The following is a 12,650-nucleotide window of genomic DNA, read 5'->3' as shown; positions in this document are numbered from 1 at the left end:
ATCAAAAATCAAAGTTGCGCCTTGGCGGCCCGAGTGCAAAAGGACGGGAAGCAAAGAAAAAAGACGGTCCGGCAACGGTGTCGGATCGTCTCTTTTTGGTCATTCTTCAAACCGATTGATCGGGAACCGAATTACAGCGGCAGACCCATTTTGAAGACTGTCCAGTAGCTGAAACCGGTGAATGTCACGATCATGTAGGCCCAGAAGAGGTAAATATAGGTTTTTTCCGTAAATTTCAGATAACCCAAAATCATGAAAAAGGCAGTTTGCACGAAAAAGAGCAGCGCCATCTCCACCATGTCTCCGGCATATGCCATCAAACCGATCGCGAGCGTAAAGAAGCCAAGTACTCGAAACATGCGTGCCACGCAGGTATCCCCCTCTCTTATGTACGGTCGTAGCTTTACTACACATCATTATAACGTTATCCCAAAAAGGTGTAAACGAAAAGTCATGAACAATTGTGAACTTTTTTCCTTCCGTCATCCTTATTGTGATCATTGATATGGAAAGTATTCAAGGAGCGGCAAGCAGAGTCAAATTTCCGGCAGGAGGAGTATGAGCCCCTTAAAATTTGGCAATACAATTTAGTATCAAATAGATTCTATGAACTCTATGAGAAGCATAGAAATGGAAATAAGCAGCTGTAATACCTCATCAAACCATACGGAAACCAAGGGGTTTGAGGACGGTTATTTTAGGATGTTGTTAGGAGGGTTTTGTTGCATGACAGCAGTAAGACAAGATGCGTGGAGTGCCGAAGACGATCTTATTTTGGCGGAGGTGACCTTAAGGCATATCCGCGAGGGGAGCACGCAGCTGGCCGCATTTGAAGAGGTCGGCGAAAAAATCGGCAGAACTCCCGCCGCTTGCGGATTCCGCTGGAACAGCTGCGTCCGCAAAAAGTACGAGGAAGCCATCAGCCTGGCGAAATCGCAGCGGCAAAAACGAAGCTATTACAAAAAACAACCCGCCAATACCGGGCTTCAGGTTGCGGGCCTGGGACTCGAAGCCGAAGCCGGTTATTACAAAGTGGAAGGCGCAAGCGAGGAGTCGCTGTCGATTGATGCCGTCATCCGCTTTTTGCGCCAATGGAAGGGGAATTTGCAGGAGAACGGCCGCCAGTTGAAAATGCTCGAGAAGGAGCTTCGCGAAAAAGAAGAAGAGATCGCCAATTTGAGAAGAATCAACGAGCAGCTGAGCAAGGAAGTGAACGAGGTCCAGACGGACTACCGGGTTGTCAATGACGATTACAAGGCGCTGATCCAAATCATGGACCGGGCGCGTCGGCTTGCTTTCTTGACCGAGGAAGAGGAAGAGCTGAAAACCCGCTTTAAAATGGACGCAAACGGCAATCTTGAACGGATTGAATAGGCGTTAACATCATCAAGCCGTCACCCGAAGCACCCGTCCGGAACCGCTGGGGTCAAAACAGCGCCGAACGGGTATTTTCGCGGCAAGGGGAGACCAAAGAAGTCTGTGCTGAAGAAGCATCAGACTTTTTTCTCGTTTCGGGAAGCGGCCATGGGATATAATGACGGTAGCGGGAACGGCACGGTTCCTTGCATACACAACAAACAGGACAAGCAGGTGGGGTAAAAGATGATGATCGATTTGATCGGGGGAGGTTCCCTCGGCCTTTTATACGGCGGAAAACTTGCGGCGGCGGGCGCCGACGTGCGGTTATGGTGCCGGACGCCGGAGCAAGCGGCCAAGCTTGCTTCCCGGGGCATCACGATTCGGGATGCGGACGGCGGGATCGAGAGTCAAGCGAAGGCCGGCTCTTTTTTCGCAGGCCCGTTGGACGGGTTTGCCGAGGCGTGGACCGCAAGGCCGGGACGCTGGATTTTGCTTATGACCAAACAAAAAGACACTGAAGAAGCGTGCCGGATGTCGGCAGGCAAGCTGGCGTCGGGGGAACGGGCGACGGATCATCCGCCGGGCGTGGTTTGTTTCCAAAACGGATACGGGCATATGGAAAAGCTGGAGAAGCTGCTTCCCGGCTGGCCGCTGTATGCGGCGGTGACGACGGAGGGCGCCAAGCGGGCGGATGCCTGCGAAGTGGTGCATGCAGGAGCGGGAACGACATGGCTCGGACCGGTCGGACGGGAGCAAACGCGCCATATGGAGGAACGTCCCGAAGAATTGGTCCAAATGCTGCAAAAAGCAGGATTTTCGGCAGTTTTAGCGAATGACATCGATAGAAGAATTTACCGTAAACTGTTGGTCAATTCGGTCATCAATCCGCTTACCGCGCTGTGGAATGTTCCGAACGGGGAACTGCTCGCTTCATCCGAACGATTGCGGACGATGAGCATGCTGCTTCAAGAGGCGCTCGCCGTTTACGATGCATCCGGAATCGCTTGGGAAGAAGACATTTGGGACCAGATTCTGGAGGTTTGCAGGGCTACGGCCGGCAATATCTCATCGATGCTGAAGGATGTCAGAAACGGGGCGGAAACCGAAATCGACTGGATCAACGGGGCGGTGATCGGTTTGGCGAACCAGGCCGGCATGCGGGCTCCGCTTCATGAGCTTATGGTCGGTTTGGTGAAAGGGCTGTCGATTCGAGAGGAGTGATTCATTTGGATTTCCTGAAAAATTCGTTTATCTTTTTGAGCATTCTCCCGTTTTTTCCTTTTTTGCTCGTATACTTTATCCATTACCGGTGGAAACATAACAAAAAAGCTTCCCTGAAAGCGGCCATGGATGTCACGACCCTGTTCCTGATCATCTCGGTTTCGGCGCTCTTTAATTTGACTTTTAATTCCAGCTTCGGTTTTTATCTCATTTTGCTGCTTTTGCTGATTGGCGTCGGCCTTGTGGGCAGCGCGCAGAACCGTCTTAAAGGACGGGTCGACGTCCAAAAAATGGCAAAGCTGATCTGGCGGATGTCTTTTGTCATCATGAGCTTCAGTTATCTTTTATTTACAATTATTGGGATCGTTAAATACATATTCATAACAATGTCTTAGAAAATATGCAGAAATAAAAATGACCACAACGGCATCATGCTTAGATATTCAAGGTGTTAACTTTAGTATTGGGTATAGATTTTTTTGACCACTGGTTGTATAATCATTTACCATACACTTAATAACCTTAGGGGGACTACATCATGAGAAGGAAAACACTATTAACCCTACTAACGATGCTCCTTGTTGTGGGAACCGTTCTTGCGGGCTGCGGCTCGAAGAATGCCGGCGGCGGCTCCAAGGAAAACGCCTCCGCTGCCAAAGATCAAATACTCCACATGAACCTCAGCGCCGAACCGCCGACGTTCGACCCGGCGCAAGCGCAAGATTCCCAGGCTCATACCGTGCTCAACATGATGTACGAAGGCCTGGTCCGCTTGGATGAAAACAGCAAACCAGTCCCTGGCGTAGCCGAAAAATGGGATATTTCTTCCGATGGACTGAAGTATGTTTTCCACCTCCGCAAAGATGCGAAATGGAGCAACGGCGACCCGGTAACGGCGAAGGACTTCGTCTTTGCTTGGCAGCGCGTGCTCGATCCGAACACGACTCCAGCTCCGCCTTACGCATATCAGCTGTATTACATTAAAGGTGCCGAAGAGTACAACAACAAAAAAATGACCGATTTCAGCCAGGTAGGCGTCAAAGCGACCGACGACCATACGCTGGAAGTCACGCTGAAAAATCCTACGCCTTATTTCCTGGGCCTGACTTCGTTTTACACGTTTTATCCGGTTCACCAATCCGTGAAGGATAACCCGAAATGGGCCGCGGATCCAAAAACGATGATCACGAACGGTCCTTTCGCGCTCACGACTTGGACAACCGGGCAAAAAATCGAAGTATCGAAAAACGCGAACTACTGGGACAACAAGGACATCAAGCTGAACAAAATCACGATGTCCCTTTCCAACAGCGGCGCGACCGAGCTTTCCAGCTATAGAAGCGGCCAGTTGGATTACGCGGGCATGCCGAACGGCGAAATTCCTACCGACCAGATGCCTGCCGTGAAAAAACAACTGCAAAACGAGCTGAACCTGAAACCGATCGGCAGCGTGTACTACTATCAGTTCAACGTAACCGCGAAGCCGTTCGACAACGCGAAAATCCGCAAAGCTTTTGCCATGGCGATCAGCCGTCAAGAAATCGTCGACAAAGTGACGCAAAGCGAAGAAAAGCCGGCTTTCGGATTCGTTCCTCCGGGCATTGCGGGCGAAAAGGAAGAATTCCGCACGGAGCATAAAGACGACTATTTCACCGAAAACATGGACGAAGCGAAAAAACTGCTGCAGGAAGGCATGAAGGAAGAAGGCTACACGACGCTTCCGCCAGTGACCTTGATCTACAACTCCAGCGAAAAGCATAAAAAAATCGCTCTGGCCGTGGCGGACATGTGGAAGAAAAACCTCGGCGTGACCGTTCAGACGGAAAACCAGGAATGGGGCGTGTTCCTCAAAAACCGCAGAAGCCTGAACTACCAAATCGCACGCGCCGGCTGGAGTCCGGACTACAACGATCCGATGACGTTCTTTGACCTGTGGACTTCGAAGAGCGGCAACAACGACATCGGCTTCAAAAACAAAGAATACGACGCGCTTGTCAGCGACGCTTTGGCTTCCTCCGACAACGCAAAACGCATGGACGATTTCGTCAAAGCTGAAAAACTTTTGATTCAGGATCAACAAGTGCTGTTACCGATTTACTATTACACCAACGTAGCACTGATCAAACCGAACCTTAAAGGTGTAATTATCGATTACGCGGGTGGCGTAGACTTTACGCGCGCTTATTTCGAGTAAATGTTAGTGTAAAATGGGAAGGTAATTCGGGATATATATGTGGATCATCCATATATATCCCGTTTTTTTTGCATGGGATATGCTTGAGGTAGATATTTCTTCAATTAGTAATAAATAGATTGGACAAAAGCGCCTCGGATTCTTTAAAATCGAATTATATCGATTATTGTCGAAAAATGTAGAAAGATAATTGCGGGGAGGGTTAAATCGGGCATGGTTCGTTATGTAGCCAACAAGTTCTTTTACATGCTGGTGTCGTTGTTCATTTTGATATCAGCCACCTTTTTTCTGATGAAAGCCATACCTGGGGATCCTTTTATGTCCGAGAAAAAGGTTCCGCCTGAGATCCAAGCCCGTCTCATGGAGCAGTACGGTCTCGATAAACCGGTATATGTGCAATATTTTAAATATTTGGGCGATATTGCCACGGGGGATTTCGGCATATCGATGAAACACCAAAACCAAGAGGTTACGGATATCATTTTGCAAACCTTCTCGGCTTCCCTGAAGCTCGGCCTGATCGCGATCGTCATATCGGTCATCATCGGGATCTTGCTCGGGATGCTCGCGGCCCTGTACCACCGAAAGCTGATTGACAACGTGGCCATGATCCTTGCCGTTTTGGGAATCGCGGTACCAAGCTTCGTGCTTGCGTCCCTCATCCAGTTTATATTCGGCGAAAAGCTCGGATGGTTCCATGTCATGGGCTTCGACGGCCCGCTCGATTATGTGCTGCCCGTCGCGGCTTTGTCTGCGCAACCGATTGCCTTTATCGCGCGTTTGACGCGTTCCAGCATGCTTGAAGTGCTGCATGCCGACTATATCAAGACAGCCAAGGCGAAAGGCCTGAACTGGATGGCGATCATGTTCAGACACGTCATCCGCAACGGCATTTTGCCGGTGGTGACCTACATCGGTCCGATGACCGCCAACATCATTACGGGTTCGGTCGTCATCGAACAAATCTTCGGCATCGGCGGCATCGGCAAAGTGTTCGTCGAATGCATCACGAACCGGGATTACACGATGATCATGGGCGTGACCATTTTCTACGGCGTGCTGCTCATGCTGGCGCGTTTCATTACGGATATCGTTTATGTGCTGGTTGATCCTCGCATTAAATTGACCGGCGGGAAGGAGGGATAACGGTGGCAGCGAATGAGACAACTTTCACGAGCGTGAGCGCGGAGCTGACGCCGGAGGACTTCCGGAAAATCGGCGTCGACGAAAAACAGGCCGAGATCATTCAACGGGAGAGCATATCGGCATGGAAAGACGCGTGGCAGCGGCTGCGCAAAAACAAATTGGCGATGGCCAGCCTTGTCGTGCTGCTGCTCATCGTCCTGGCGGCGATTTTCGGTCCGATGTTCGCGAATTTCGATTCTTCGACCAACGACCTGCTGAACACGAACCAGCCGCCGTCCAAAGAGCACTGGTTCGGCACCGACGATTTGGGACGTGACATGTTCGTGCGGACCTGGATGGGCACGCGGATTTCCCTCATCGTCGGTCTGGCCGCGGCACTGATCGATTTGCTGATCGGCGTCATCTACGGCGGGATCATGGGGTATTTCGGCGGACGCGTCGATGCTATCATGAATAAATTTTCGGAGGTATTGTACTCCATTCCTTATATGCTCGTAACGATTTTGCTGCTGGTGGTCTTTGAGCCGAGCATCGGCACGATCATTTTGGCCCTGACGATTACCGGATGGATCAACATGTCCTGGATCGTCCGCGGCGAGATCATGCAGCTCAAAAACCGGGAATTCGTGCTTGCTTCCCGTTCCATGGGCGCAGGCTCCGGCCGGCTGCTGTTCCGGCACCTGCTGCCGAACGCGGTGGGACCGATCATCGTCACGCTGACGTTGTCCGTGCCGAACGCGATTTTCTCCGAGGCGTTCCTAAGCTTCCTGGGTCTCGGGGTGCAGGCGCCAAGAGCGTCGCTCGGCTCGATGATCAACGACGCGTTGACCGGCTGGATGTATTATCCTTGGCGGATGCTGTTCCCGGCAATCATTATCAGCTTGACCATGCTTGCGTTTAATATTTTCGGTGATGGCCTCCGCGATGCGCTCGATCCGAAACTGAAATAACAGGAGGTGAGATCATGGATCCGATTTTACAAGTAAAAGACCTGCATGTCTCCTTTAAGGTCAAGGGCGGAGAGGTGAAAGCCGTTCGCGGCATGAACTTCGAAATCGGCAAAGGGGAAACGGTGGCGATCGTGGGCGAATCCGGCAGCGGAAAAAGCGTCACGGCCCAAACGATCATGCGCCTCATTCCGTCCCCGCCGTCCCAAATCAAAAGCGGTGAAATCATTTTTCAGGGCGAAGACATCCTGAAAAAGACAAATAAAGAGATGGAAGCGATCCGCGGCAAAGATATCGGCATGATCTTCCAGGATCCGATGACTTCCCTCAACCCTACGATCAAAGTAGGCAGACAAATCACGGAAGTGCTGATGAAGCACCAGAAAATGACGAAAGCCGAAGCCAAGGAGCGCGGCATCGAAATGCTGAAGCTCGTCGGCATCAAAAACCCGGAGGAACGTTTCGGGCAATACCCGCACGAGTTCTCCGGCGGCATGCGCCAGCGCGTCATGATCGCGATCGCGCTGGCCTGCAATCCGGCGCTGCTGATCGCGGACGAGCCGACGACGGCGCTGGACGTGACGATTCAGGCGCAAATCATGGACGTTATGAAGGATATGCAGAAAAAATTCGGCACCTCCATCATTTTGATTACGCACGACCTTGGCGTCGTGGCCGGCATGTGCGACCGCGTTATCGTCATGTACGCCGGCGAAGTGGTGGAGACCGGAACGAAATGGGAGATTTTCAAAAACCCGCAGCACCCGTATACGAAAGGGTTGCTTCGTTCCATGCCGCGGCTGGACCAGAAGAAAAACGAGCCGCTGATTCCGATCATCGGCACGCCGCCGGATCTGATCAAGCCGCCGATCGGGTGCGCGTTTTGCGCGCGCTGCGACGAGGCCATGAAGGTCTGCGAGCGCCTCAACCCGGGCGAAACGGTATTCAGCGACACCCAGTCGGCGCGCTGCTGGAATCTGCATGAAATGGCGAAGGAGGTTCGTTCGTCATGAAAGAAAACCATTTGATCGAAGTCGAAGGCTTGAAAAAATATTTTAACGTCGGAAACGGCAAAATCGTCAAAGCGGTCGACGATCTCAACTTCTATATCCGCGAAGGCGAAACGCTCGGGATGGTCGGCGAATCCGGCTGCGGCAAATCGACGGCCGGCCGAACCATTCTCCGCTTGTACGAGCCGACCGCCGGAAGCGTCCGGTTTAACGGAACGGACATCTACAAGCTGTCGCCGGGCAAAATGAAGGCGATGCGCCGCGACATGCAGATGATTTTCCAGGATCCGTACGCATCGCTGAATCCGCGGTTTACCGTATCGGACATCATCGGCGAAGCGCTGGACATCCACAAAATGGCGGGAAGCCGCAAGGAACGGAAGAAGCGGATCGAAGAACTGCTGGACATGGTCGGTTTGAACCCGGACCACGCGACGCGTTATCCGCATGAATTTTCGGGCGGCCAGCGCCAGCGGATCGGCATCGCCCGCGCGCTTGCGGTCAATCCGAAATTCATTATCTGCGACGAGCCGATTTCCGCGCTGGACGTCTCCATCCAGGCGCAGGTGGTCAACCTGCTGCAGGAGCTGCAGGACCGTCTCGGCTTGACGTATTTGTTCATCGCGCACGACCTGTCCATGGTCAAGCATATCAGCGACCGCGTCGCGGTCATGTACCTCGGCAAAATGGTCGAGCTTGCGGACAGCGAAGAGCTGTATGCCAATCCGATCCACCCGTACACCAAAACGCTGCTGTCGGCGATCCCGATTCCGGATCCGGAAATCGAGGAGAACAAAAAGCGGCTCGTGATGAACGACGGATTATCGGGGCCGATCCATTCGGCCAAAGACGGAAATGCAGCGGCGGAGGAAGACACCCGGCTGGTGGAAGTATCCAAAGGCCATTGGGTAGCCGCTCCTTACGCCTAAGCTTCGAAGAGGCTGCCGCCGGTTTGAACCGGCGGTTTTTTTTCGTTTGGGCATGGCATACCGGAGAAAGAAGAGTTATAATAATGAAACTGTAACTATTTCGGAAGCATTTGTTCAGGAGGCATGGAAGCTTCCTTCCGATTTCTTTGACGCATGCTGGATCTTTGGTTACAATCAAGGAAGATTTTTGGCAAGGATGCACATATTAAACGAACGATTCAAACAGGTACGATAATAGGAGGCAGACCTCATGAACGTAGTATCGGATTCGCTGAAGAGCGGCTCGGCTCTCGCAGATGATTATATAAACCGCTATGCGCGGGTACAGGATCTGTACGGCGCGGATTTCCGCGACGAAGAGGCCTGGACGCGCCGCGCGGAATGGCTGGATGCATCCGAAGAAACCCGCATCGACAGAAAAGCCCTCGCGGCCTGTCTTCGACAATACAATAAGAAGCATAACGACCATCAAGAGGTACATAAGTCGCTCGATTTGCTGGAGCAGGCGGGTACGCTTGCCGTCGTTGGCGGACAGCAGAGCGGACTGTTTACGGGTTCGCTGCTTGTCGTCTATAAGGCGCTGACCATCGTGCTTGCCGCGAGGGAAGCGGCGGAGCGGCTGCAGCGTCCCGTCGTTCCGGTATTCTGGATTGCCGGCGAAGACCATGACTGGGATGAAGTGAACCATACCCATGTCATGACGCCGGAACTTCAAATCGCCAAAATCAAAATGGACGCGACTCCAGGTCCGCGCGGGCCGGTGAGCCAGATCCGGGTAACCGGGGAGCAATGGAAACGATCGCTGGACCATTTGGCCAACCTGCTTCCCGACAGCGTCAACAAACCGGCCATCATGGACCTGCTGCATCAAACCGTGGAATCCTCCGGCAACTTGAGCGATGCTTTCGCCAAACTGCTTGGCCGGTTGTTCGGCGAATGGGGCCTGATTTTGCTTGATTCGGCGGATCCGGAGCTGCGCCGGCTGGAGATCCCCGTTTTCGAACGCATCATCAAGCACAATGACGAGCTCGGCGACACGTATCAAGCCGCCGCCGCGAACATAACGGGCAAGGGGTATCCGCTTCAGGCCGATGTCACGGCGGATTGCGCCAATCTTTTTTATGTTTATGAAGGAAACCGGCTGCTGCTGCATAAACATAACGGGAACTTCGCGGACCGCAAAGGCATCGTCAGCTTCACGAAGGAACAACTCGAGCTTGAGCTTGCGAACCACCCGGAACGGTTCAGCAACAACGTTTTGACGCGGCCGCTCATGCAGGAATCCTTGCTTCCGGTGCTGTGTACCGTGCTCGGACAGGGTGAGATTTCGTATTGGGCGATTACGAAAGGAGCCTTTTCCGAGCTTGGATTGCAGATGCCGATTTTGCTTCCGAGAATGTCTTTCACGTTTATTAGCGGATCGGTGCGGAAATACATGGACCATTTCGGCCTTACGTTCCAGGACGTCCAGCACCGTTTTGCCGAGGCGCGCGAGCGCTGGCTGAACGCCCAGGCCGACCTGCATATCGAACCGAGGTTCGAAGAGGCGCGCGCGGCTTTCGAGAAGCTGTATGACCCGCTGATTCAAGAGCTGGGCACGATCCAGTCCGGGCTGCTGCCGCTCGGGGAGAAAAACAAGGACAAAATCCTCGAGCAAATCGCCTATCTCGAACGCAAGACGAAGCAGGCGCTGGAAAAGCGGCATGAGGCGGCGCTCCGCCAGTGGGATTCGATCGCCGCATCCCTGTTCCCGAGCGGCAAACCCCAGGAGCGGGTCTATAACGTTTTCTACTATATAAACCGGTACGGCTTCGGATGGATCCAAGACCTCATGGACAGCTGTACGCGCTACGCGGCGGAACATCAAATCATTGAAATGTAGCAAAACCTATTTACGACGAGGAGGTTTTTCATGAGCACGTTGTCCTTGAAAAACAGCATTGTAAAGGATATGTCTTTGGCCCCGGAAGGGCATCTGAAAATCGATTGGGCTTCGGCGCATATGCCGGTATTGAATCAAATCCGCAAACAGTTCGAAGCGGAGCAGCCGTTCAAAGGCCTTAAAGTGACGATTGCGCTTCACCTGGAAGCCAAAACCGCCTATTTGGCGAAAGTCGTGCAGGCGGGAGGCGCCGAAGTGACGATCACGGGCAGCAATCCGCTTTCCACGCAGGACGACGTGTGCGCGGCGCTGGTGGAAGACGGCGTGACGGTGCTGGCCAAATACAATCCCGACCCGGACGAATACAAAAGCTTTTTCATTCGCGCCCTGGAAACGAAACCGGATCTGATCATCGACGACGGCGGAGACCTGGTCACGATCCTGCATTCGGAGCGTCCGGACCTGCTGGAGACGATCCGCGGCGGGGCGGAAGAAACGACGACGGGCATCATCCGCCTGAAAGCGCTGGAGAAGGAAGGTTTGCTGAAGCTGCCGATGGTGGCCGTCAATGACGGGTATTGCAAATATCTGTTCGACAACCGTTACGGAACGGGGCAATCGGTCTGGGATGCGATCAACCGTACCACCAACCTCGTCGTTGCCGGCAAAACGGCCGTTGTCGTCGGTTACGGCTGGTGCGGCAAAGGGGTGGCGATGCGCGCCAAAGGACTCGGCGCGAAGGTCATCGTGACCGAAGTCGATCCGATCCGCGCCGTGGAGGCCCATATGGACGGTTTTGAAGTGATGCCGATGATCGAGGCGGCAAAACACGGCGATATCTTCGTGACCGTAACAGGCAACCGCGACGTCATTGCAGGAGAACATTTCGACGTCATGAAGGACGGGGCGATTTTGTGCAACGCCGGCCATTTCGACGTGGAAGTCAACAAAGTGGACATGGCCAGCCGGGCGGCATCGATCCGGACCGTCCGCCGCAACATCGAGGAATACGAGCTGAAGGACGGGCGCAAGCTGTATCTGCTGGCGGAAGGACGCCTGGTCAATCTGGGCGCGGGAGACGGGCATCCGGCGGAAATCATGGACATGACGTTCTCGCTGCAGGCGATGTCCCTGAAATACGTTAACGACAACTATAAGACGATAGGCAATAAGGTACTGAACGTGCCGCTGGAAATCGATCAGCAGGTAGCTCGCTACAAGCTTGAAAGTTTGGGCATCGGAATCGATGCGTTGACCCAAGGACAGATCGAATATTTGGACAGCTGGACAACGCAAAAGTAAAAGGAAATTTATGGCCGGTTTTTATATTCCCATAAACCCCTTGAATCCTTATGGATCAAGGGGTTTATCCGTTTTTGCGGGAAGGGCTTCTGGTTTTATATCCAAAAAAAAGCAAGTCCCCGGAAGGATTTTGATTTTGGGTGGCGAATCTAGTATCCTTAAGTGGTGGAAAGTGGTGCAAAGTGGGGATTTGGGGTAAGGAGTTGAGTGGCCGAATGTTTATGGGGGAGTTTCAACATAGCATCGATGATAAAGGCCGTTTGACGATCCCTGCCAAATTCCGCGAGCTTTTGGGCGCATCCTTTGTCATCACCCGCGGCTTGGACCAGTGTCTTTTCGTTTACCCGATGAACGAATGGAGCATCCTCGAGCAGAAGCTCAAATCGCTCCCGCTCATGAAATCCGATGCCCGCGCGTTTACCCGCTTCTTTTTCTCGGGAGCGACGGAATGCGAGTGGGACAAACAGGGAAGGGTAAATTTACCGGGCAATCTGCGCGGGTACGCCGGACTCGAGAAGGAATGCGTGGTCATCGGCGTGTCCAATCGCGTGGAAATTTGGAGCAAGGATACCTGGGAGGCTTATTTTCAGCAGTCCGAGGGCACGTTTAACGAAATTGCTGAAAAGCTGGTCGATTTTAATTTTGAATTGTAATAAGTCT

Annotated in this window: 12 protein-coding genes; 11 read left to right on the top strand and 1 reads right to left on the bottom strand. The window is 52.9% G+C overall.

The window, feature by feature from the left end; all coding sequences use genetic code 11:
- Positions 1–131: 131 nt before the first annotated feature.
- Positions 132–368 (bottom strand): DUF2626 domain-containing protein, encoded by a 237-nt coding sequence (locus AC27KL_RS17105; protein ID WP_036713522.1) that lies wholly within the window; start codon positions 366–368, stop codon positions 132–134.
- A 358-nt stretch (positions 369–726) separates the two neighbouring features.
- Between AC27KL_RS17105 and AC27KL_RS17100 the strand changes: the two genes are divergently transcribed.
- The 11 genes from AC27KL_RS17100 to mraZ all read left to right on the top strand — a co-directional run bounded on the left by AC27KL_RS17100 (position 727) and on the right by mraZ (position 12,643).
- Positions 727–1,374: an RsfA family transcriptional regulator gene (locus tag AC27KL_RS17100; RefSeq protein WP_339324097.1), complete on the top strand. Its 648-nt coding sequence runs from the start codon at positions 727–729 to the stop codon at positions 1,372–1,374.
- Positions 1,375–1,602: 228 nt separating this feature from the next.
- The gene (locus tag AC27KL_RS17095; RefSeq protein ID WP_487170442.1) at positions 1,603–2,580 is read left to right on the top strand and encodes a ketopantoate reductase family protein; all 978 of its coding nucleotides are present in this window, start codon (positions 1,603–1,605) and stop codon (positions 2,578–2,580) included.
- A gap of 5 nt (positions 2,581–2,585) precedes the next feature.
- A complete protein-coding gene (locus AC27KL_RS17090) occupies positions 2,586–2,975 on the top strand; it encodes a DUF3397 domain-containing protein (protein ID WP_339324099.1) in 390 nt (129 codons plus the stop codon).
- Between the two features lie 143 nt (positions 2,976–3,118).
- Positions 3,119–4,774 (top strand): peptide ABC transporter substrate-binding protein, encoded by a 1,656-nt coding sequence (locus AC27KL_RS17085; protein ID WP_339324100.1) that lies wholly within the window; start codon positions 3,119–3,121, stop codon positions 4,772–4,774.
- A 213-nt stretch (positions 4,775–4,987) separates the two neighbouring features.
- Positions 4,988–5,920: an ABC transporter permease gene (locus tag AC27KL_RS17080; protein ID WP_212947170.1), complete on the top strand. Its 933-nt coding sequence runs from the start codon at positions 4,988–4,990 to the stop codon at positions 5,918–5,920.
- A 2-nt stretch (positions 5,921–5,922) separates the two neighbouring features.
- Positions 5,923–6,870, top strand: a complete 948-nt coding sequence (locus AC27KL_RS17075) for an ABC transporter permease (RefSeq protein WP_339324101.1) — start codon at positions 5,923–5,925, stop codon at positions 6,868–6,870.
- Positions 6,871–6,884: 14 nt separating this feature from the next.
- A complete protein-coding gene (locus AC27KL_RS17070) occupies positions 6,885–7,880 on the top strand; it encodes an ABC transporter ATP-binding protein (protein ID WP_036713512.1) in 996 nt (331 codons plus the stop codon).
- A complete protein-coding gene (locus AC27KL_RS17065) occupies positions 7,877–8,806 on the top strand; it encodes an ABC transporter ATP-binding protein (RefSeq protein ID WP_487170441.1) in 930 nt (309 codons plus the stop codon). The genes AC27KL_RS17070 and AC27KL_RS17065 overlap by 4 nt, the downstream gene beginning before the upstream one ends.
- A 250-nt stretch (positions 8,807–9,056) precedes the next feature.
- Complete coding sequence (bshC, locus tag AC27KL_RS17060; protein WP_487170440.1) at positions 9,057–10,688, top strand: bacillithiol biosynthesis cysteine-adding enzyme BshC; 1,632 nt, start codon at positions 9,057–9,059, stop codon at positions 10,686–10,688.
- Between the two features lie 30 nt (positions 10,689–10,718).
- Entirely contained in the window at positions 10,719–11,990 is a 1,272-nt protein-coding gene (locus AC27KL_RS17055; protein ID WP_339324104.1) for an adenosylhomocysteinase, read from the top strand.
- 215 nt (positions 11,991–12,205) lie between these two features.
- Entirely contained in the window at positions 12,206–12,643 is a 438-nt protein-coding gene (gene mraZ / locus AC27KL_RS17050) for a division/cell wall cluster transcriptional repressor MraZ (protein WP_036713507.1), read from the top strand.
- The last annotated feature ends 7 nt before the right edge of the window (positions 12,644–12,650 follow it).

The sequence above is a fragment of the Paenibacillus sp. YAE3 genome (assembly GCF_057546105.1).
Note: the sequence above shows the minus strand (reverse complement) of the source record. Positions and strands in the feature narration are given on the sequence as shown.

Bases quoted from the DNA above. Each gene is read 5' to 3' on its own strand.
- AC27KL_RS17065 (WP_487170441.1), top strand. From the start codon at position 7,877: ATGAAAGAAAACCATTTGATCGAAGTCGAAGGCTTGAAAAAATATTTT.
- bshC (WP_487170440.1), top strand. From the start codon at position 9,057: ATGAACGTAGTATCGGATTCGCTGAAGAGCGGCTCGGCTCTCGCAGAT.
- AC27KL_RS17080 (WP_212947170.1), top strand. From the start codon at position 4,988: ATGGTTCGTTATGTAGCCAACAAGTTCTTTTACATGCTGGTGTCGTTG.
- AC27KL_RS17095 (WP_487170442.1), top strand. From the start codon at position 1,603: ATGATGATCGATTTGATCGGGGGAGGTTCCCTCGGCCTTTTATACGGC.
- AC27KL_RS17055 (WP_339324104.1), top strand. From the start codon at position 10,719: ATGAGCACGTTGTCCTTGAAAAACAGCATTGTAAAGGATATGTCTTTG.
- AC27KL_RS17085 (WP_339324100.1), top strand. From the start codon at position 3,119: ATGAGAAGGAAAACACTATTAACCCTACTAACGATGCTCCTTGTTGTG.
- mraZ (WP_036713507.1), top strand. From the start codon at position 12,206: ATGTTTATGGGGGAGTTTCAACATAGCATCGATGATAAAGGCCGTTTG.
- AC27KL_RS17100 (WP_339324097.1), top strand. From the start codon at position 727: ATGACAGCAGTAAGACAAGATGCGTGGAGTGCCGAAGACGATCTTATT.
- AC27KL_RS17070 (WP_036713512.1), top strand. From the start codon at position 6,885: ATGGATCCGATTTTACAAGTAAAAGACCTGCATGTCTCCTTTAAGGTC.